This is a genomic window from Mucilaginibacter sp. P2_D11 (assembly GCF_056404435.1).
On the sequence record NZ_JBFUEA010000029.1, the window covers coordinates 1 to 22,959 of the forward strand.

General features: G+C 46.3%; 14 protein-coding genes and 1 tRNA gene. 9 read left to right on the forward strand and 6 right to left on the reverse strand.

Annotated features, from left to right (window positions below; translation table 11 throughout):
• The 3 genes from AC1DXC_RS26290 to AC1DXC_RS26300 form a co-directional block, all read left to right on the forward strand.
• On the forward strand, positions 1–1,603 hold a 1,603-nt coding region (locus tag AC1DXC_RS26290; protein ID WP_477462156.1), incomplete at its 5' end, for a glycoside hydrolase family 43 protein.
• A gap of 117 nt (positions 1,604–1,720) precedes the next feature.
• Complete coding sequence (locus AC1DXC_RS26295) at positions 1,721–3,565, forward strand: beta-L-arabinofuranosidase domain-containing protein (RefSeq protein WP_477462157.1); 1,845 nt, start codon at positions 1,721–1,723, stop codon at positions 3,563–3,565.
• 310 nt (positions 3,566–3,875) lie between these two features.
• On the forward strand, positions 3,876–4,997 hold the full coding sequence (locus AC1DXC_RS26300) for a Gfo/Idh/MocA family protein (protein ID WP_477462158.1): 1,122 nt from the start codon (positions 3,876–3,878) through the stop codon (positions 4,995–4,997).
• Positions 4,998–5,064: 67 nt separating this feature from the next.
• Here the strand turns inward: AC1DXC_RS26300 and AC1DXC_RS26305 are convergent.
• Positions 5,065–5,151: transfer RNA gene (locus tag AC1DXC_RS26305), tRNA-Ser, on the reverse strand.
• Between the two features lie 228 nt (positions 5,152–5,379).
• Here AC1DXC_RS26305 and AC1DXC_RS26310 point away from each other — a divergent pair.
• From AC1DXC_RS26310 to AC1DXC_RS26320, 3 genes are all read left to right on the forward strand, one after another.
• Positions 5,380–8,133: a glycoside hydrolase family 2 protein gene (locus AC1DXC_RS26310; RefSeq protein ID WP_477462159.1), complete on the forward strand. Its 2,754-nt coding sequence runs from the start codon at positions 5,380–5,382 to the stop codon at positions 8,131–8,133.
• A 1,761-nt stretch (positions 8,134–9,894) separates the two neighbouring features.
• A complete protein-coding gene (locus AC1DXC_RS26315) occupies positions 9,895–11,301 on the forward strand; it encodes a 3-keto-disaccharide hydrolase (protein ID WP_477462160.1) in 1,407 nt (468 codons plus the stop codon).
• Between the two features lie 11 nt (positions 11,302–11,312).
• Positions 11,313–13,247: a hypothetical protein gene (locus tag AC1DXC_RS26320; protein WP_477462161.1), complete on the forward strand. Its 1,935-nt coding sequence runs from the start codon at positions 11,313–11,315 to the stop codon at positions 13,245–13,247.
• A gap of 459 nt (positions 13,248–13,706) precedes the next feature.
• Here the strand turns inward: AC1DXC_RS26320 and AC1DXC_RS26325 are convergent, their stop codons facing one another.
• Positions 13,707–14,735 carry a LacI family DNA-binding transcriptional regulator gene (locus AC1DXC_RS26325; protein WP_477462162.1) on the reverse strand — a complete coding sequence of 343 codons (1,029 nt, stop codon included), beginning with the start codon at positions 14,733–14,735 and terminating at the stop codon, positions 13,707–13,709.
• Between the two features lie 102 nt (positions 14,736–14,837).
• Here AC1DXC_RS26325 and AC1DXC_RS26330 point away from each other — a divergent pair, with 102 nt between their 5' ends.
• From AC1DXC_RS26330 to AC1DXC_RS26340, 3 genes are all read left to right on the forward strand, one after another.
• Positions 14,838–16,316 (forward strand): xylulokinase, encoded by a 1,479-nt coding sequence (locus AC1DXC_RS26330; protein WP_477462163.1) that lies wholly within the window; start codon positions 14,838–14,840, stop codon positions 16,314–16,316.
• 30 nt (positions 16,317–16,346) lie between these two features.
• Positions 16,347–17,675, forward strand: a complete 1,329-nt coding sequence (xylA, locus tag AC1DXC_RS26335; RefSeq protein ID WP_477462164.1) for a xylose isomerase — start codon at positions 16,347–16,349, stop codon at positions 17,673–17,675.
• Between the two features lie 282 nt (positions 17,676–17,957).
• A complete protein-coding gene (locus AC1DXC_RS26340; protein WP_477462165.1) occupies positions 17,958–18,098 on the forward strand; it encodes a hypothetical protein in 141 nt (46 codons plus the stop codon).
• A gap of 711 nt (positions 18,099–18,809) precedes the next feature.
• Here the strand turns inward: AC1DXC_RS26340 and AC1DXC_RS26345 are convergent.
• The 4 genes from AC1DXC_RS26345 to AC1DXC_RS26360 all read right to left on the reverse strand — a co-directional run bounded on the left by AC1DXC_RS26345 (position 18,810) and on the right by AC1DXC_RS26360 (position 22,899).
• A complete protein-coding gene (locus AC1DXC_RS26345; protein ID WP_477462166.1) occupies positions 18,810–19,280 on the reverse strand; it encodes a nuclear transport factor 2 family protein in 471 nt (156 codons plus the stop codon).
• Positions 19,281–19,297: 17 nt separating this feature from the next.
• Positions 19,298–20,338, reverse strand: a complete 1,041-nt coding sequence (locus tag AC1DXC_RS26350; protein ID WP_477462167.1) for a serine hydrolase domain-containing protein — start codon at positions 20,336–20,338, stop codon at positions 19,298–19,300.
• A 660-nt stretch (positions 20,339–20,998) separates the two neighbouring features.
• On the reverse strand, positions 20,999–21,787 hold the full coding sequence (locus AC1DXC_RS26355; RefSeq protein WP_477462168.1) for a HEPN domain-containing protein: 789 nt from the start codon (positions 21,785–21,787) through the stop codon (positions 20,999–21,001).
• Between the two features lie 2 nt (positions 21,788–21,789).
• Positions 21,790–22,899, reverse strand: a complete 1,110-nt coding sequence (locus AC1DXC_RS26360; protein ID WP_477462169.1) for a GmrSD restriction endonuclease domain-containing protein — start codon at positions 22,897–22,899, stop codon at positions 21,790–21,792.
• Positions 22,900–22,959: the final 60 nt, after the last annotated feature.

A 22,959-nucleotide genomic window follows, 5' to 3' on the forward strand; every position in this document is an offset into this window, starting at 1 on the left:
GTACCAGGACAGAAAAGCAGATGTCGATATGAGAAGTACGATTTACAGGTTATGGCTGACGGCCTTAATTATTACCCTTATAGTGCCTAATTTATATGCACAAAAAGCCACCAACCCCATCATTTATGCAGATGTACCGGACATATCGATAGAACGTGTGGGCAATAGCTATTACATGAGCAGCACAACCATGCACATGAGCCCCGGTGTACCGATCATGAAGTCGAACGACCTGGTAACCTGGAAGACGGTGGGTTATGCATACGATACTTTAGCAAATGTTGACGCAACAAACCTCACCAATGGCAAAAACATGTATGGGGAGGGTTCCTGGGCAAGTTCAATCCGTTTCCATAATGGCACCTATTATGTAAGCACATTTTCTGCAAATACCAATAAAACGCACATTTACAGTACTAAAAATATCGAAAAAGGTCCGTGGAAAGCCAGGTCATTTGCCCCCAACCTGGGCGACCACTCCTTGTTTTTTGATGATGACGGAAAAGCGTATATGATTGGCGGGAGCGGAGATCTAAGGCTGGTTGAGTTAAAGGGTGACCTTTCCGGCACAATGCCAGGCGGGACGGACCAGATTATCATTGAAAAAGCAAACTCGCCTTCGGGCGGCACCGGCCTCGGTCCGGAGGGCTCTCAGTTGTTTAAGATAAACAGCAAATATTATCTTTTCAATATTACCTGGCCACCGGGCCACGTACGCACTGTTACCATACACCGGGCAGATAAGATCACCGGCCCTTACGAAGGACGCATCGGCCTCCAGGATCTGGGTGTGGCGCAAGGAGGATTGGTCCAGGCGCCAAATGGGGCCTGGTATTCTTACTTGTTCCGCGATTATGGCTCGGTGGGCCGCATTCCTTATTTGGTACCCGTAAAGTGGGTGGATGGGTGGCCCGTTTTGGGCATTAACGGCAAAGTGACCGATACACTCGACCTGCCGGCCGGTAAAGGTTTGATCCCGGGCATCGTCGCTTCAGACGATTTTACCCGTAAAAAACGCGAACGGGCATTACCACCGGTTTGGCAATGGAACCATAACCCGGATAATAGCTTGTGGTCTGTTACCGCGCGTAAAGGGTATTTACGGCTCAGCACCGGCAGGATCGACACCAATTTCCTGATGGCACGAAATTCATTAACACAACGCACTATCGGCCCGGTATGCTCCGGTGCAGTTTCGCTCGATATTTCTAAAATGAAAGACGGCGATTTTGCGGGTTTGGGCCTTCTGCAAAAAAATTACGGGTTGGCCGGCGTAAAAATAACAGGGGATAGCAAAGCTATCGTAATGATCAATGCAAGCACCGGAAAACCCGAAGAAGCACAAAAGATCCCCCTAAACCAAAAGGTAGTTTACTTTAAGGCGGAATGCAATTTTACGAATAGAAAAGACGTGGCAGATTTTTTTTACAGCCTTGACGGGAAGACGTGGATACCATTGGGCACGCAATTAAAAATGGCCTATACCTTCCCGCATTTTATGGGCTATCGTTTTGCTTTGTTTAATTATGCTACGAAAAACATAGGCGGGGCGGCAGACTTTGACTTTTTTCATTTAACAGATTCCATTTCCCAGGGGAAATAAAGTCTGTTAAATTAACAAGAGCAAAAAAAGAAAAATATACCTTGCCGTTATTATGCTTAGAAGACGCGACACTTCATTGGTGCTGATTTGTCCTATAAAACAAATTAAAAATTCGCGATGAAAATTAGATTATTAGCGGTTGTAACATTATGCATTTTTGGTTATTTAAAAACATTTGGCCAGGAGGTCAATAATGCCATCGGGAAAGCGCAGCCCTTCCCTGATGTTTCGGTTGTATTAAAACCGTCATGGATAAAACAAAGGGAAGACTTGAACACAAGGTATGTTAAATCTCTTGACCCCGACAGGTTATTGCACAATTTTAGGGTAAATGCAAAACTGCCCTCTAACGCCAAGCCTCTTGAAGGCTGGGAAGCCCCGGATATTGGATTGAGAGGACATTTCACCGGCCACTATCTTTCCGCCGTTTCGTTATTGGTAGAAAAGTATCAGGATACATTATTAAGCAGGCGGCTTAGTTACATGGTAGATGAATTATACAAATGCCAGCAAGCTTTGGGCAACGGTTACTTAAGCGCATTTCCGGAAAGCGAATTTGACACACTGGAAAAAAAGTATGGTGGTGTATGGGCACCGTATTACACTTATCACAAGATAATGCAGGGGCTGCTGGATGTTTTTGTACGTACCAAAAACAAAAAGGCATATGGGATGGTCGTAGAAATGGCGGCTTATGTCAATAACAGAATGTCCAGGCTTGATAAGGAAACCATTGAAAAGGTACTTTACACCCCAGGGGCGAATCCTGCAAACGAAGCCGGTGCAATGAACGATGTTTTATATAAACTCTATAAAATTTCAAAAGACCCTAAGCATCTGGCACTAGCGAAAATATTCGACCGTGATTGGTTTGCCGTTCCTCTGTCAAAGAACGAAGATATTTTGAATGGGTTGCACTCCAATACACATTTAGTATTGGTCAATGGATTTGCTCAGCGATATTCCATTACGCAGGAAAATTTATACCATGATGCTGTAGTGAATTTCTGGGATATGCTTATTAACCATCACGCCTACGCAAACGGATCAAGCAGCGGGCCACGGCCTAATGTTGTCACACCCACATCGCTCACTGCAGAACATTGGGGCGTGCCCGACCATCTTAGCAATACGATGACAAATGAGATTGCAGAATCATGTGTATCACACAATACGCAGAAACTCACTTCAACGCTTTTTTCATGGACAGCCAATCCGATCTATGCTAACGAGTACATGAATACATTTTACAATGCAGTGTTGCCAACACAAAATTCCCACACAGGAGCTAATGTTTATCATTTACCGCTTGGTTCTCCCAGAGTTAAGGCTTTTTTAAAAGAGAATGATTTTCGCTGCTGCAACGGCACCAGCATAGAGGCATTTGCTTTATTAAATTCAGGAATTTATTTTCATGGCCATTCTGATTTGTGGGTCAACCTGTACATTCCCTCCAAAGTTGCATGGATTGAAAAAGGTATAGTATTAGAGCAACAAGGCAATTTCCCCGCAGACTCCACGGTAGAATTTACTGTTTCAGCAAAGAAAGAGGTGGTTTTTAATCTTAACTTTTTAATTCCCGCCTGGGCAGGAAAAGTAGATATATACGTCAATGGCCAAAAGCTGGATGCAAATGTTTCGCCTTCATCCTATTACAGTATAAATCGTAAATGGAAGAACAATGAAAAAGTAAAACTGATTTTCCACTACAATTTTTATATCAAGGCTATGCCTGATGATCCAAAAGTAGTGGCCATATTTTACGGCCCCAATCTCCTGGCATTTGAAACCGCATCTGAGGTTATTTTAAAAGGAACAAAGGAAGAGATCTTGAAAAACCTGTCAGTATCCGATAACAACCTATTTCATTTAGCTGATGCGGGGAGAATTTACTCACTCCGCCCACTGTATGACATTAGAGATCAATCATACGGAGTTTACGGTACTATCAGAGGGTATTAAGATAGCACCGCAGCAAGAACGTCAACGCTACAAGCGTGCAGCTGCTTTCAGCGTGCACGGCCTTGATATTCTTGCTGCTTCTGGTTGTTTACGCATTGCAGTGGACAGGTGTGCGCCAAACAAACTAAAACCGATTTCATATATATTTAAACAATTAAAAATCAATTGCTTATAAACAAATTCCCCGATTTAATTGTTCGGTTTTGATAAAAAGAACGTTCGTTTTACAACACATTACAAAAAATATTACCGGAAATTAAGTATTCCTGAAGAAATGTGTAGATTACATTCAAAACCAAAAAACTTAGCTATGAATTCACGTCGGAATTTTTTACAAAAATTGGGTGTATCGGCTTTGGCCCTACACCTGGCACCGCTTTCGGGGTGGGCAAACAGCACAGACAACAACGAAAAAACTTATGATGGCAAAGTACTGCGTGTAGCTATTATGGGACTTGGCAGCTATGGTACCCGTGTTGCCGAAGCCATGCAATCATGTACAAAAGCAAAACTGGTTGGTGTAATAAGTGGCACGCCATCAAAAGTTAAAGCCTGGCAAAGCAAATATGGTATCGCCGAGAAGAACTGTTACAATTATGAAAACTTTGATAACATTAAAAACAACCCGGATATTGACGCGGTATATGTAATAACTCCCAATGGCTTGCATCACGATCAGGTAATACGTGTAGCCAAAGCCGGCAAACACGCCATATGCGAAAAACCAATGTCGGTAAATGCCCAGCAGGGGCAGGAAATGGTTGATGCCTGTAAAAAGGCAGGTATAAAGCTGTTGGTTGGTTACCGTATGCACTTTGAACCCAAAACGCTGGAGGTTATCCGGATGAGGCAAGCCGGTGAGTTTGGCAAGATCAAATTTTTTCAGGGGCAATGCGGCTTTACCATCGGCGACCCTACTCAATGGCGATTAAATAAGCAGCTGGCCGGCGGCGGCGCTATGATGGATATTGGCATTTACGCCATTAACGGTTCGCGTTATATGACCGGCGAGGAGCCGATATGGGTTACCGCCCAGGAAACTAAAACCGATCACGGGAAATTTAAAGAAGGCGTTGATGAAACCATTCAGTTCCAGTTTGGCTTTCCGAGCGGCGCTGTAGCATCGTGCCTGTCAACCTATAACATGAACAACCTCGACCGTTTTTTCCTCGACGGCGACAAAGGCTTCGCGGAAATGCAGCCTTCCACAAGCTATGGCCCCATACAGGGGCGTACCCATAAAGGCGAACTTACCCAACCTGTTACCACCCACCAAACCGTACAAATGGACGAATTCGCGGGCATCATATTTGATGACAAGAGACCAGTTGTACCGGTAGATGGCGAAGAAGGGGTAAAAGATATGAAGATTATTGATGCAATATTCCTTGCTGCTAAAACAGGAAAAAAAGTGGATATCAAACTTTCCTAAAAACAAAAAAGCGGCTGATCATGATTTATGATACAGCCTCTTTTTGAATCGTTTGATATATAAATTGCGGAGAGGGAGGGATTCAAACCCCCGGTACCTGTAACAGTACACCTGATTTCGAATCAGGCACATTCGATCACTCTGACACCTCTCCTGGGTGGGGCGCAAATATAGCCGTTTTTGCATAATTTTTCCAATCGATTTTGATTAAATTAGACGGATGGTTACCGTCCTATGAAAACCCGCATTTTGGATTCACAGTCAGTGTGCAATGTATTGTGGCAACGATTGCGTAGTTTTAATTTGATGTTCATTTACTTAATTGGGAGCGACTGATTTATCTTGCGCTAATTCCATTAAAACCGCTACGGCCAATACCTATATGAAAAAAATATTGCTGCAATTTATATTGCTTACTGTATGCCTCAACGCCTTTTCGCAGGAAACGGTTATCAAATACCTCTCCGGTACCGATAAGGACCATACCATAGCATGGGATTTTTACTGCACAGGTGGCCGCAAAAGCGGCAACTGGACAAGGATACCCGTGCCCTCCAACTGGGAGCAGCAGGGCTTCGGTACGTATAATTATGGGCATGATAAGGTAAAAGCGAATGAGCAGGGCCTGTATAAATATGAATTTCCTTCGGTTGGTTTTACGGGTAAAAAGGTGTTCATCGTTTTCGAGGGCTCGATGACGGATACCAAAGTGACCATAAACGGTCAACTTGCCGGCCCCATCCACCAGGGTGCTTTTTATCGCTTTAAATATGATATTACAAGTTTGCTTAAACCTACGGGCAAAAACCTGTTGGAAGTTACGGTAGATAAAACTTCCGCAAATTCGTCAGTGAATGATGCCGAGCGCCGCAACAGCGATTTTTGGGTATTGGGCGGCATTTACCGGCCGGTTTACCTGGAGATAGTGCCCGAACGGTTCATCGCCCGCACCTCTATTGACGCCAAAGCCGATGGCTCGTTCCTGCTGAATGCCTTCGCCCGCAATTTAAAAGGCGATGAAACGATTACGGCGCAGGTGCAAACCCTTAAAGGCCAAAACGTAGGGAAGCCCATATCGGTAAATGCCATTACTGGTGTTGATAGTATCCAGCTAAAAGGCAGCTTTAATAAACCTTTGTTATGGAGCGCGGAGTTCCCCAATTTATACCAGGTGGTGCTGAGCATCCAAAGTAAAGGTGGCATAATCCATCGCATCAAACAGAAATTCGGCTTCCGTACGGTGGAGGTAAGGGTTAACGATGGGCTTTACGTAAACGGAGCCAGGGTGATTATAAAAGGCAGCAACCGCCATAGCTTTTGGCCCGAAAGCGGGCGCACGCTGAGCAAGGCCATCCACCTGTTAGATGCCCGGCTGATGAAGGAGATGAACATGAACGCGGTGCGTATGTCGCACTACCCGCCCGACCATGAATTTCTCGACGTATGCGATTCGCTGGGCCTCTATGTGCTTGACGAGCTTACCGGCTGGCAGGCCAAATACGATACCATTGTTGGCCATAAGCTGGTGAAAGAACTGGTGCTGCGCGATGTTAACCACCCCTCTATTATCTTTTGGGATAACGGCAACGAGGGCGGTTGGAACCGTGGGCTGGATAACGACTACGCCCTGTACGATCCGCAGAAACGCACCGTATTGCATCCCTGGGAAAAATTCAACGGCACCGATACCAAGCATTACCCCGATTATAATTACATGTTAAATGCCGCAGCAAATGGTAAGGAAGTGTTTTTCCCGACGGAATTTATGCACGCGCTGTACGATGGTGGGGCGGGGGCAGCACTCGACGATTTCTGGGGGGCGATAATGAAGCATCCGCACGGTGGGGGCGGTTTCATCTGGGCTTTCCTTGATGAAGCCATCATCCGTACCGATAAAAACGGCGCGTACGATTCTGACGGTAACCACGCGCCGGACGGCATCGTTGGCCCGCACCGCGAAAAGGAAGCGAGCTTTTACACCATTAAAGAGATATGGTCGCCGGTGTATATCAACCCGCTGCCAATCGATGGCGGTTTCAATGGAAAGATACCGGTGGAGAACCGCTACGCTTTCACCAATTTTAATCAATGTACTTTTAAATGGAAGCTGGTGAAATTGCCATCGGCTAAAGCAGCTAATACTACAGCACAGGTAATCGCGTCGGGCATCCCAGCCGTGCCTAATTTAAAGCCCGGCCAAAAGGGCCTGATTAGTTTAAGCCTGCCTGCGGGCTGGCAAAAACAAGATGCCTTATATCTGACCGCATACGGGCCCGATAAAAAGGAAATATTTACCTGGAGCTGGGCCATCCATGCGCCTGCTGCGCCTATGCTCGCTAAGCCATTGGCGGTAAATGCCGTATCGGCCACCGAAACCGATAGCGTACTCGTCGTAAAGAGTGGCAGCATCAGCTACTACTTCAGCAAAACCACCGGCTATCTGCAAAAGGTGCTGAAGCCTTCGGGCACGGTTTCCTTATCGGGCGGGCCGGTTTTGGCGGGCGTAAATACAAGCTTAAAACAGTTTGCCGGCAGGGCCGATAACAAAGGATACATCATTGAGGCAGACTATCAGGGTGATGCGTCGCTACACATAAAATGGACTTTCAGCGCTGGCCATCCCGCCAAACTCGAATACCAATATACGCAGCAGGGCGACGTGGACTTCATGGGCATCACCTTCAATTATCCCGAAGAAAAGATTACCGGCATGAAATGGCTGGGTCGCGGCCCTTACCGTGTTTGGAAAAACAGGCTGAAAGGCCAGCAATTCGGCGTATGGCACAAGGCATATAACAATGCTGTCACGGGCGAAACGCCGGGCTATCCCGAGTTTAAAGGCTACCATGCCGAGGTAAACTGGGTAACCATCGAAAATAAGCAATCGCCTTTTACGGTTTATACCAACGATAAGGATACGTATCTGCAGATGCTGCGCCCCGCACGGGAAAAAGACCCGCCGAAAGGTGACCCTGTTGAACCCAAATTCCCGGCAGGCAGCATCGGCTTTTTAAAAGCGATAAGCCCCATAGGTACCAAATTTCAGCAAGCCGAAGTAATGGGGCCGCAAAGCCAGAAATATCATGCCGATGGCAAGCCGGTAAACGGAACGCTGTGGCTGGATTTTGGGAATTGAGTGGGGGCGACAATACCTTAAATCAACCATGTTCGAAACATTACAGACGTCATCCTGAACTTGTTTTTGGAGTTTCCGCAGGGTCTCTTTGAAAAAGGACCCTGCGGCAGCTTGCAGGGCGGATACGCCGGGCGTTAATGTCCTCGTGGCGCAGGGCTCTCGCCGGTTTAAGCGTCTCGCTTGAACCTATACATATGTCTGCGTCCCGCTGACGTAACGAAATGTTTTTTCCCAGGCTCTCGGCTGCTATATCATTAATCTTGTGCCGAAACCCACTTACCAGCCGGCACCCTGCCAACATCACCAAATAATCTGTAGCGAACTTTCAGGGCTCGCGCTGCTATAACGGTACTTATGTGCCGAACCCACGAACCGGAGCTGCTATCCAATCTATTAAAGTTAGGGTGACGATTAAAGTTCGTCGGTTGAGGCGTTGTGTTGCATGGTAATAAATAGCGAATGTTCCCTGACATTGCAAAAGAGTTGCTGTAAGCGGGACGCTTATATTTGCTTTGGGTCAAGCGGGGGGGTACTATTTCCCGAGAATTATTCCAATAATTATTGGAATGATAAAAATGCCAATTGTCAGTAAAAAATATGACGTATAGAATTTTCCATTGTGATATTTGTATTTTTTTAATAAATATTCATATTTATGATTACTGAATATTAGAAAATAGTTCAGAAGAATAAAAGGAAAATATAGACTAATTGAAAACGATAAAAATGAATTCATATACTTAGCAGGAAAAATCGATATTTCAAGAAAAATCGGTATATCCTTATTAGTTAAACCGCTAACCACAAAAAAAATCGTCAATAAATTTATAGATTGAAACATTGACATTGGCAAAAGAGTATAGATTTTCCAATTCCTTCTTTGTCCATTTTTTGTCTGTTCAAATACTATCGCATCAACCCAGATTTTATAATAAATACTTAACATTGTATTTGTGTGTTACTTGATAAAGAAGTCTTGCTGCAAAATAAATAGTCGCGCCGACACTTGTATTGCCGACAATAAAATCACCTACATCGCCTATGTGTATATCACTGACCCTACACACATGTCAGCGTCCCGCTGACGTAACGAAATGTTTTTTAGCGGATTTTTCAGGCTCTCCGCTGCCACATTATTAATCTTGTGCCGAACCCACCTATCAGCCGGCATCCTGCTAACATCGTCAAGGTGTGGCGCTGCATGGTAATATGCAAATGTTTTCTGACATTGCAAAAGTGTTGCTGTAAGCGGGACGCTTACATTTGCTTTGATTCAAGCGGGGCGTGGCTGTTGCACAACTAATGGAGTAGATCATTAAGTTCAAAAAAATGCCGACCAACTCTCTGAGGTTTGGATATTCAAAAATCAACGAAGGCATGTTTCGCCTATATCCTAATCTCAGCGGCTCAAATACCCATAAAATACTATCCGCTTCCTCTTGGTCGAGTTGTGCAACGGCCACGGGACGCTTGAACCGGCGGGGGAGAAGGGGCGGGGGATGAGTCCACTCGCAACGCGGACACGACCACGTGGCTATTTAAACAGCCCGCTTTGGTTTGATTTCGGCAAAGTAAATACCCTATTGATAGTAGATTTATAGCAATATAGTTTACACCTTTAAAAATCGTTTTAGCAATATTGAAATAATAATGTCGGAGCCTTATATTTTCGGGTAGTATTTATATCTTCGCACTGTTACCAGCGCCGCACGGTATCTATCCCGGCAGGCGAAAAAACGAAACAACATTTAATAAATATACATGAACCTTAACTTTTCGAAGGCGGGCCTTGCGGCTACGTTCTGGTTTTGCGGTACATTGCTATGCGCAGGCCAGCAGGTAAATCTAAAAGATTTATCTGCCTTTAAAAACCCGGCGGCCTCCTGGTCGGTAGCGGGCAACGTATTTGCCGATCTGAATGCCGAAAACGTTTTAAAGACTGCCAAAGGCGATGGCATACTGGTTAACCAGTCTACCGAAAAAAAAGCCGGTGCCGACCTTTACACCATCAACGAATATGGCGATGTTGCTGTTGAACTAGACTACCTTACAGCCAAAGGCGCCAACTCGGGCATTTACCTGCAAGGCAACTACGAAATACAGATAGACGATGCCTGGGGCCTGCGTAACGCTACATCGCACAACAACGGTGGCATTTACCAGCGTTGGGACGATAGCAAACCCGAAGCCGATAAAGGCTACGGCGGCGTTGCCCCACGTCAGAACACCAGCAAAGCACCTGGCTTATGGCAGCATATCAAAATTATCTTTCAGGCGCCAAAATTCGATGCCGCCGGGAAAAAGACCGCTAACGCAAAAATCATCAGCATAGTGCTGAACGGGGTGGCAATACACGAAAACGTAGAGTTGTTTGGCGCAACCCGTGGCGCTGCTGGTCCTGAGAAAGCGGTAGGTCCGTTGCGCCTGCAGGGCGACCACGGCTCGGTAGCATTCAAGAATATCTCTATCAGGCCGCTAACAGAGATCCCGAAAATCGGTCAGGACGACAAACCCGACCCTATATACATCCACGCGACAAGCAACAACATGCTACGCAGCTTTGTAGATATCGGCAACGTACGTTCTGTACACGCGATATCGGTAGGCGGGCCGGAGAAAACCGCGTACAGCTACGATCTGGATAATGGCACCCTGCTGCAGGGATGGCACGGCGATTTCATAGACGCTACGCCGATGTTCGATGGACGCGGCAACGGCACATCGCTTGCTTTAGGCAGCGTTACGCATTTTACCGCGAAACCCGTATTGGCCATAGCTAAACTGGCAAACGCGCAGGATAAATGGGTGGCCGATACCGCAGGCACAGGTTTCTTTACCAAGGGCTACGTGTTGGATAGCGAGGAAAGGCCGGCATTTAAATACCGCATCTACGGCAACCTGGTTACCGATGATTTGAAGATTACGGCAGACGGCAAGGGCATCAGCAGGACAATTAGCCTGGAGACACCCGCGGAGGGCCTGTACTTTTTGCTGGCAAAGGATAGCAACATAGAGGACCTGGGCAACGGCCTGTACCTGGTAGGCGATAAAGCCTACTACCTGCAGCTTGCCGATGGCAGCGCGAAACCTGTAATAAGGGATGCCGACGGCAAGAAAGAACTGATAGTAGCCATTGGCAGCAAGTTGAATTATACCATCTTATTTTAAGCCTTTTTGCAATGAAATATACATTTAAAACGATACTGGCACTGGCAATAAGCTTAAGCATTACAACAGCATTTGCCCAGGAAACGCCCAAAGAGGAAGATTTTTTCAAGATTAGCAAGGTACGCGTACCCGAGGGCCCGATACTGGAAGTAGGCGGTTTGGTCACTCTGCCCAACGGCGATTTGGCCCTTAGCACCCGGAGGGGAGAGGTGTACGTGGTAGAGAACCCTACCAGTGCAAAACCCTACTGGCGCAGGTTTGCGTACGGCTTGCACGAGATATTGGGCATTGCCTATAAAAACGGCGCGCTATACGTGGCGCAGCGCGGCGAACTGACAAAACTGGTAGACAAAGACCAGGATGGCAAAGCCGACGTATATGAAACCGTTTACGCCTGGCCTTTGAGCGGGCACTATCACGAGTACAGCTTTGGCCCTAAGATTATGAAGGACGGTACCTTTATGGTGACGGCCAACGTGGCCTTCGGCGATGAGGAATGGTGGCGTGCCGAGAGCCGCGTACCGATGCGTGGCTGGGCCATGAATATTACCGAAGGTGGCAAAATGACGCCATGGGCGGCGGGTTTCCGCTCGCCTGCAGGTATAGGCGCTATAGATAGTACCTTATATTATACCGAGAACCAGGGCGACTGGGTTGGATCGGGCGGTTTATGGAAAATAAACAAAGGCGATTTTATGGGTCACCCCGCCAGCTTACGGTGGACCAGCCTGCCAAACTCGCCGGTTAAATTACAGTCTGATTTTTTCTACTCGCAGATAAACGAACGCCGTATAAAGGATGCTCAGGGCCATTACATCAAGCCGGAGAACAGGGTGAACGAAGAGTTCAAGACCCTATTCGATATGAAAAAGGTGTTCCCCGAACTGAAATTGCCTTCGGTTTGGCTGCCATATGGTATTTTGGGTATCTCTTCATCAGAACCGGTGAAGATACCGGCTAACACCTTCGGTCCCTTTGCCGGTCAGATTTTGGCAGGCGACCAGGGGATGAGCATCATCTCGCGTATATTCCTGGAGACCGTAAAAGGGCAGGAGCAAGGCGCGGCCTTCCTATTCCGTAAGGGCTTCCGCTCGGGCGTGCTTAGGCTGGAATGGGGTACCGATGGCTCGCTGTTCGTAGGCGAAACCAACCGTGGCTGGGGCTCGGCAGGCGATGCCAACGAGGGCCTGGAGCGATTGGTATATAACAACAAAACACCTTTCGAGATGAAAGCCGTAAGGGCAATGCCCGATGGTTTCGAGGTAGAGTTTACCTCGCCTGTGGACCGTAAATCGGCCGAGGACCTGGCATCTTACAATGCCGAAAGCTTCATCTACAAATACCACCCGGTTTATGGCTCGCCGCCGGTAAACGTCCAAAAAATGAAGATATCGGGCGTGAAAGTTTCTGCCGATGGTTTAAAGGCGCGCATCATTGTACAGAATCTGCGCCAGTACTATATCCACACCCTCACGCTGGATGGTATCAGGTCGGCAACCGGTTTCTACTCGCTGGTACACCCGGTAGCTTACTACACCCTCAACCAGATACCTGATGGTGATAAACTTTCGATGAGCGATGTGAGCACCAAAAACTCTGCATTAGCACCCGTTACTGCACCAACAACTAAAAAGGCAGCAACACCGGTAAAAGGCGCTCCTGCAACATTAAAAACCACCAGCGTTAAAGCACCTACCTATAAAGAGGTGGAAGGCTTGCTTACCAAAAATACCTGCTTATCCTGCCATAACCCAACCAAAAGGCAGATAGGCCCGCCATTTGTGGAGATTGCCAAACGCAAGTATTCCGCCGCAACGATATACTCACTGATACATAACCCACAGCCGCAGCACTGGCCGGGCTACTCAACCGAGATGCCGCCGATGCCGCAAGTAACAAAAGATGAAGCATATAAGATTGCAGGCTACATCAATTCCTTGAGGTAACAGGAGAGTTTGTATATTATATATAGTAGGAGACGGTCAGCGTGCAAACGCTGACCGTTTTTTTTAACAAGATTGCGGCATGCCGAGCCCGATGGCGGGCGGGAAATAGAAAGAGGCTGTGCCATGGGTATGATACAGCCTCTATTAATCAACTATCCAATCTCACAAGAATAGCTATTAGCGTATAAATCAAATACTAATACAAATGTGAAATATTTATTTTGTTAATGCAATCGATTGCTAAAATAAATTATAATTTACACCGTTTTGTCGAAATCGGGGAATGTTGACAGGCGTAACTTGCCATGCGATGCAAATTTGGCCTTTGAATTCCCGCAAAAACCAAAGAAAAGCACAGAAAAACACCGAAAAAACTCGGAAAAAGCTCCCTTTTTTTAATGCATTTTAGCAAATTTTAGGAGTTTTAGGCAAGTAGAAAAGGCAGGATGACGGCGTGCGTTACCCTTTCTGCGTCGAAGACCGTATGATCAGTTTAGGCTTGATGCTGATAACTTTCGGCACCACCACGGTATCCGTGTTCTCCATTTCCTGGAAGTATAGGTTGGCAACCGTTTTACCCATGTAGAGGCTAAACTGATCTATAGTGGTGATGGATGGGCTGGTTATTTCCGTAAAAGCTTCGTTAGAATAGCCGCATACGCCCAGCTCGGCAGGCACTTTGATGTTCATGGCGGTGGCTACTTCCAACACACCAAGGGCCGAGAAGTCCGACGTGGAGGCGAATATGGCATCAGGGGGGTGGGGCAGGCTCAGTAAGTCGCGGGTGGCGGTGGCGCTGAGCTCTTTGGTCCATGCGTTTTGTACCATCAGTTCATCCAACACGGGCAGGCCGTTTTCGGCCAGGGCGCGCAGGTAGCCGTTTTTACGCTGTTTGAAGATGTTGAGCTTCTGCGGCCCTTCCAGCAAGGCTATGCGGTTGTAGCCTTGTTTTATCATATGGTCAACCGCCTCGAAGGACGATTGCTCGTTATCATTGGTTACTTTCAGGGTCTCCAGTTCATCGGCCACACGGTCGAACTGGATGAGCTGGATATTATGGTCGATGATGTTTTGCAAGTGCTTATGATCGGTAGTCTCCACGGAGATGGATATAACGATGCAATCTACATGCTGGTTTATCAGCGTGTTTACGCACTGCACCTCTTTCTCGTACAACTCGTTACTTTGGCAGATGATAAGGTTGTACCCTTGTTTATAAGTGGCTTCCTCAATGCCCGCTATAACATTTGAGAAAAAATTCTGGTTGATGCGCGGCACTACCACCCCGATGGTTTTAGAGTGACCCTTGCGCAGGTTGGATGCCAGGGTATTGCGGGTATAGTTAAGCTCTTTGGCCGTTTTTAGGATGAGTTTCTTGGTAGCATCGTTAACAGAACTACTATTATTGAGTGCCCGCGATACGGATGAAGGGTTGAGGTTTAGCTTCTCGGCGATATCGTAAATAGTAGTCCTTTTCCTTGATTTCATAGTGGATAATAAAATTGTGAAATAAATTAAACAATCGATTGCAATTAGCAGAATTTAACTTAATTTCGTTTTTACAATTATAACCAAAAACAGCTACTATTTATGCTATTGTTAGGTATCGATTTGGGAACCTCGTCGGTTAAGGTAAGTATTGTTGATGTGGATACACAGCAAATGCTTGCATCGGCGCATTATCCCGAGCAGGAAGCACCCATTATTTCGCTCCAGACCGGCTGGGCCGAGCAATCTCCTGCCGAGTGGTGGGAGCAAACCCAGCGTGCTATTGCCATCTGCCACCAAAAAGGGGGCTACAATCCAAAGGACATTGCTGCGATAGGCATTGCCTACCAGATGCATGGGCTGGTATTGGTAGATAAGGACCAGAACGTGCTGCGCAACAGCATTATTTGGTGCGATAGCCGCGCCGTAGCCATCGGCGATAAAGCATTCGAAGATATCGGCCACGAGGCCTGCTTATCGCACATGCTCAATTCTCCGGGCAACTTTACCGCATCAAAACTGGCTTGGGTAAAGCAGAACGAGCCGGAAATATACAGTCGAATAGATAAGATCATGCTGCCCGGCGACTACATCGCCATGAAGCTGACGGGCGAGATTACCACCTCGGCTTCCGCATTATCCGAAGGTATCTTCTTCGATTTCCAGTTCAACGGCCTCTCTAAAGATATCATCGACTATTTCGGCTTCAGCGATAGCCTGTTCCCGGTAGTAAAACCCGTGTTTTCGGCCCATGGTCGGGTAAGCGCAAATGTAGCATCCGCCTTGCTGCTAAACCCCGGCGTACCGGTAACCTATAAAGCGGGCGACCAGCCCAACAACGCCCTCTCTCTAAACGTATTGAAACCCGGCGAGGTGGCCGCAACAGCAGGCACCTCAGGTGTTATCTACGGCGTGAGCGACCAGTTGGCTTACGACCCGCAATCACGCGTAAATACCTTTGCCCACGTAAATTATGCAAGCGATAGCAAACGCCTCGGCGTGCTGCTCTGCATCAACGGTACCGGCAGCTTGTACCGCTGGATACGTAGCGCCGTAGCGCCAACCCTGAGCTACCAGGCGATAAACCAGGAGGCTGAAAACGCGCCTTTAGGCAGCGGCGGTCTGCGCATTATGCCATTCGGCAATGGTGCCGAGCGCATGCTGAGCAACAAACAGGTAGGGGCGCATTTGCACGGTATCGACCTTAATTTACATACGCCCGCTCATATCTTTAGGGCGGCGCAGGAGGGTATTGCCTGCGCGTTCAGGTACGGCCTGGATATCATGCGCGAGAACGGCATGAACCCTACCGTAATACGGGCGGGCAAAAGCAACCTTTTCCTCAGCGGCCTGTTCGCCCAGAACTTTGTGGATGCCACAAGCGTGCCTGTAGAGCTGTATAACAACGATGGCAGCATCGGGGCGGCCCTTGGCGCAGGCATCGGGGCGGAGATATTCTCGCCCGAGGAAGCCTTCAGCAACGCGAAGCCTATCCAACGCATCGAGCCGGTAAACGCCGCTTTCGAGGAAGTTTATCAAAGCTGGAGGGGCATCCTCGGCCAGCATTTAGCAAGTATATAATCAAACCAATAAAATATAAAATCATAAGCTATGTCAATTGTAACCGGAGAAAAAGAATTTTTTAAAGGGTTAGGCCAGATAAAGTACGAAGGCCCGGAATCTGATAACCCGTTGGCTTTCCGCTGGTACGATGCGGATAGGGTAGTGGCCGGCAAAACCATGAAGGACCACCTGCGCTTTGCCTGCTCTTACTGGCACTCGTTCAACGGCAGCGGTGCCGATCCGTTTGGTGGTGCAACGCACATTTTCCCATGGGATGCCAAGGCCGATGCCGTAGAGCGCGCCAAGGATAAAATGGATGCAGCCTTCGAGTTCATCACCAAGATGAATTTGCCTTACTACTGTTTCCACGATATCGACGTGGTTGATTATACCAACGATGTCGCCGACAACGAGAAACGCCTGCAGGCACTAGTTGAATACGCCAAGCAAAAACAAGCCGCCAGCGGCGTTAAATTGCTTTGGGGTACTGCCAACGTATTCAGCCACTCGCGCTATATGAACGGCGCATCTACCAACCCCGATTTCCACGTGCTGGCGCATGCCGGTGCACAGGTTAAAGGCGCTATCGATGCTACGATTGCCCTGGGCGGCGAGAACTACGTGTTCTGGGGTGGCCGTGAAGGTTACATGAGCCTGCTGAACACCGATATGAAACGCGAGCAGGAGCACTTGGCCAAATTCCTGCATACGGCTAAAGATTACGCCCGTGCGCAGGGCTTTACCGGCACTTTCTTTATAGAGCCTAAGCCATGCGAGCCAACCAAGCACCAGTACGATTTTGATGCGGCAACCGTGTTTGGCTTTTTGCAGAAATACGACTTGCTGGGCGACTTTAAGCTGAACCTGGAAGTAAACCACGCTACTTTGGCGGGCCATACCTTCCAGCACGAGTTGCAGGTAGCTGCCGATAGCGGCCTGCTGGGTTCGATAGATGCTAACCGCGGCGATACGCAGAACGGTTGGGATACCGACCAGTTCCCGAATGATATCAACGAGGTGGCTGAGTATATGCTGATTATCCTGGAAGCCGGTGGTTTCGCAGGCGGCGGTATCAACTTCGACGCTAAGATACGCCGTAACTCTACCGACCCTGCAGACTTGTTCTACGCACACGTAGGTGGTATGGACGTATTTGCACGCGCACTTGTCATTGCCGATAACATCCTCCAAAAATCGGACTACAAAAAGATACGTACCGACCGCTACGCCTCTTTCGACAGCGGAGCAGGTAAAGATTACGAAAACGGCCTGCTAAGCTTAGCAGACCTGCGTAACTACGCCGCCAGCAACGGCGAACCAGCCGCCAAAAGCGGCAGGCAGGAATACCTGGAGAACTTGGTTAACAGGTATATCTAAGTATTATCTTCTTTTATTTGAAGAGGTTGTATCAAATCACAATTGCTAACCGGGCAAGTTGATTTTGATACGACCTCTTTTTGTTTTTGTACACGGGCGGCAAACAGCCAAATAGCCTGTAAAGTGTTCACGCAGCGCGGTGTGAACACCGTGAACGCTGCTACATTCCTTATAATCAGGTAATTCCAAATTTCATCATGGTGTCAATATCGTGCCACCACTAATGTAATTGCGTTGTTTTATATTTCCGCGTAAAAGCGATTGGTTTAAGGATTTGTAGCGATGTATCTTTCGCAATGCCAGGCGTTGAGGCCTGACCGGGCGGGTTACGAAAACGGCCTGCTCAGCTTAACCGACCTCATCACAACTTCGCCGCTACCAACGGCGAGCCAGCTGCAAAAAGTGGCAGGCAGGAAAATTTAGGAAATTGGTGAACAGTTACATCTATGGATTAGCTTCTTTATTCGAAAGCCGGGAGGGAACTTCCGGCTTTTTTTGGTTTTTGGGGGGGGCTGAGTATTGCTATTTTGCCCATGTTAGTAGGGGTAGTTTTGTCCAGGTTTAATTTATAGAAATGTTGGAAAAACCGGGTGAAATTGGCCGGCCTGGGAAACGGCGTAGCCGCCGATTTGCTGCCTCTGCCACTTGCTTATTTTTGCCAAAATACCTTAAAAAATCTGTGTTTTTCGGAGGTTTTTGGGTGTTTTTAGTGGTTTTTATGGTTTTTTCTGTGCAGGGCTAAAAACCGCGAAATTTGCATGGAATGGCGGTTTTTGGCCAAATACACTGTGTAAGGGGCGCAAAAAAAATTCCAGCTTTTTCCAGCTTTTGCGCGGATTTTAGCTATAGATTTCCAGGAAATTCCAGCTTGGTTTGTGTGGCAAATGTTCGTAGTAAAAGCCGGGAGCGATTCCGGCTTTTATGGGTTTTGTGAGGCTCGTCAGGCGTGGACGCCTTACCGGGCGGCGTTTCCATTGCAAGCCCCCCAACCTAAACCCGATAGTAACGGAAAGCCCGGACGAAGGAGGACTTGAAGTGAATAGCGGGACTATCTGCACAAAAGCACCACTACCCCTGCTTTTCCAAGCGATAATTTCCCAGATAGTCCCCACCCGCCCGGGTTTCCCATGCCTCTTAGTGGCCGTAGGTAATCTCGCGGGTTACCCGCCAAACGCCATCTTTCTTTTGCCAGATCTGCATGAATTTATAGGTGAACGACTGTAGCCGGCCGTTTTCTGTGTGTGAGAATGTGTGTTGCCCGGTTTCGATAGCGCCGAAATCCTTGATGGGGTAAACTTCCATTGTCCCTGGAATTAATTTACGGTTCAAGGTGTAGCTCATTTTAAACAGTCCGCCGAAAGCCTGTTTTGCCTGGTCAAAGTTCCGCACGCCGGTGTTGTCCTGGTAAAGTTCCAGGCTGGTATCGAAATAATTCATCAGCTTGTCTAAGTTACGGGCATTAAAGGCGCTAAACTGCAGGGAATCCTGCTGTGCAATCTCGTTGAACAATGGGCCGGAGGTTTGGGCCGCAGCGCGGTTACCTGTGAAAAGGGCGGCAGTCATTAAAAAAAGTGCGGCAGCAAAATACTTGTTAGTTGTTTTCATATTATAGGTTTTGATGGTTAATTTTTCATTTCGGTAGTAACGATGGCTTCTCCCTGTTCCTTTAAAAATCCCTTCACCAGGTCGGTATATATTTGAGGGCCATTGTCAGAATTGGTAAAGATCAATAAGGCCCGCCTCGACCGGGGTAAAACAAAGACGATGGTATTGGCTCCCGGATCGATACCGCTGTGCGATAAGCCAAATTCTCCGCCCAAATCCGGGTAAACCGCCCAGCCCAATCCTATGAATTTGTTATCCTTGATCCTGGATAAGGGGCTGGTCATGTGCTGATAGAGTGTTTTGGAGAGGCCGGCGCCGTTCATTACCCAAACCATGAACTTGTTATAATCTGCCACGGTTGTTTTTAGTTGATCGGCTGCACTGGGTTGGGTGTTTTTAATAATTTCTAAGGCTTCGCCTTTGTTGTTGTGGGCAAGGGCAAAATGATTCAGCATAGCATCTTTCCAGGTGAAATGGGTATCGTTCATATGCAATGGCCCGAATATCAGCGAATCTGCCAATTGTTCCAGTGAGCGGTGAAACTTGTTTTCGAGGGCGTGCCGCAGGTATTCCATCCCTTCGCCAGAATACTGAAACTTTAGGCCGGGCTCAAACTCAAAGGCCAGCTTTTTCGACGGCGTTTGCCAGCGCCAGTTGGGAAAGCCTGTTTGGTGTGTAAGGATATGCCGCGTGGTGAGCCTTTTGCTCCGCGGGTCGTCTGCAACATCCGGGTCGGTCCAGTAACGGCAGATGGGTTCATCCAGGTTCCATTTACCGGAATTAACGAGGCGCAACGTTACCATCGCCGTTATTGTTTTGGTGACCGAAGCTACATTGAATACCGTATTAGCCGGAGCCGGTACGCCCGTTTTAAGTTCACCATATACTTTTGATAGCATTACTTTGCCATTATCAATAAACCCTATGCCTAATGCCGGGATATGCTTTTCCTGCATCAGTCGTACAATAGTAGAGTCGGCTACCTGCGCTTCCGCTGCCGATGTATAAAGGAAAGCCGACGATAATAAGGTGATAATTTTAAACAGAGATCGGTTCATGCCAGGTAATATTATATAATAAAACTGAAATCGAATAAACCAACTTGATGCCGAAAATGCCATCCTTTGATTACCAGTTAATTAGCGTTAAGCCGGCCGGAAGGCTGTATCGTAAGCGGACGATCATCGTCCGTTTATAAGAGAAGGTATTTGCAGTCTGGTCAGGCGCGGACATCTGACTGGGCGGCAAGGGATAAAAAGGGCGAAATTTGCATGGAATGGCTGTTTTGGTTAAAGGCGCGTGGCCGGGCTGCAAAATCTTATCCGGTTTTTTCTAATAATTGCGCCTGTTTAAGCTGTGGTTTTCCAGGAAATGCCAGCTGGGTTTGTGTGGGAAATGTTCGTAGCAAAAGCCGGGGGGATTCGGGTTTTATGGGCTTATGGCGGTGCCTACCGGCAGGCAGGCCCGTTCCTTCGCTGGAGGCACGCGCCGTGACTGTCCCTCTATCCCTACCGGAAATGCTGGTTTGGCTAAATGATTATGTTATTTAATTGAATTTTGGCTGGTGAGGCACGAGAAGCGTTTGCCCGCTGGCTAACGCCGTCATCGCGCCAGGCTGGGATTTTGAGTTTTTTGTTTTTTTGGCTAGGGCGTCAGTGTGGACGCGTGACTGGGCGCCGGCATGGAAACTATAATTTACTTATAAATATCGTTATGACTTAAGTCGTATTTACTGGATTACATTTGACACAAATCAGTCCAGTAAAAGCATATATTAATATTTCCAATTTAATCATTTCCGCTTCTATCGCGGTATGAGAAATTGTATTATCTGGATTCCCATGCACGATATCGTGTCTTCTCCTTAATGCTTCATTTAAGTAATCTTCCCAATACTTTTCTGGTATTGGATTACTTAAATCAATATTTAAAAAGTCACTCTGAATGTTGTACGGGAAATTTTCAATAGAATCTACTAACTCGGTTTTTAGTGCATCTCTTAGAGTTTTGTTCTCTGGATGGGTGTTAGAAAAGACATTTTGAAGATTTGAATTGTTTATTTTCTTAAAGAACTGCTCTTCTCCGAATCGTTTGGTTATAGAATGTATTATACTTTCTTTAGGATTTTTGTTATTCTCAAATAAAAAATACTTTTTGTTGAATTTGGTTGATAGGCCTTCTAGTACTTCAATTAGTTCTTTTATTTTCTTTTCATTAACCTTTCCTTCAGCATTCGGCAAAATGAAGTTTTCACAAAATGTAAATTTTAATTTGTTGTTTGAATCTTTAAAGTTTGAGCAGTAATTTACATCATCTAAAACGTCTTTTACAAAGTCTTTTATGTAGCCTTCGAAATGAGATATTAATAATACTTGTGAAGATCTACACAATGCTTTATATAAGTCTGTATTAGACTCTGAATATCTTTCAGCCTCCGAAAGGAGTAGCTCTAATTCGGCAAACCTAAGCGACAACGCATTTAAACCATCGTTTACAAACGTGCTCATTATTAAAAACAGTCTTTTGCACAGTCAATACGATAAATTATTTTTGCGCTGTCAAGTATAGATCCAGAAACTGACTCGTGAAATTCTTCGTCCTTGAAAAGATTAGTAAACGCTGTTACACTGTCAGTTTTCTTTTTATTGTTGCTTTTTAAAGCTGTGTCGGCGACTGCCACAGATAATGCGTCAAAAACCGCAGCGTTAAATTTTGACTGCAAAACGTATTTCCCTTTAACAAATTTATATTTAGCAAATGCTTGATCTCCGAACTTCTCTCTTATAAAAGCCATCGTCTGGTTGAAAAGGTCACCTTGCTTTTTTAACTCTAAATCGGCTAACGAGTTTTTTTCCCTAAGATTATCAGATAAAAAGTCTTTGAATGATTTGTCTTTGGACTTTTTGAAATTTTTATAGTTCCCATTTATTAATGAAAAAAAGCGCAGTACTAATTCTACATCTTCCATTTTCTTAACTTTAGTATTGCTATCGCCGTCAGTTAGCGGGATTTGATTCATAATTCTAAAATCATCATTCTTAGATAATTTTTTACATAAATCATTAAATCTTCCTCTTAAAACTGCGTTACGTAATTCATGGGAACCGAGAGCAACGGAACCCGAATTCAATCTTTCGAAAATATCAAATTTTACTTGAGGGTCTACAGTCGAATCAATACGTAGACATTTAATAGTCCGTTCCTCTAAGCGTCGCAACAAAAACGGTGGCAGGTCTTTATAAAAGCAACCGTCAAGGGCTTTAAGAATATCTAAATTGTCTAAAGCAAACTTATTTTCAAAAAAGCCCAAAACGGCAGAAAGTCTTTGTTGTCCATCTATAACCGAATATCGCGCCTCTGTTTCAGTAGAGTCCACATCTACATCAATATCATAAGAAAGATAAATTATTGGAATTGGTATATTCAAGATTAAACTTTCAATCAATTTTGAAGAAGTCTGAACAGACCACCTATGCCTTCTTTGATAATCCGGATCTAACTTGATTACTTTCTTTTGTATTTTCTTTACAAGGGTTTCTAAATCATACTCAATACTTTGAGTTTTAACAGTGCGTTCACGTGCTACACTCTGTAGTTGATCTAAATTTTGCTTTAACATATTTTGAACTTTGGATAAAGTTATAAATATAATTAATAGAATTTATCAAACGTCCCCCTC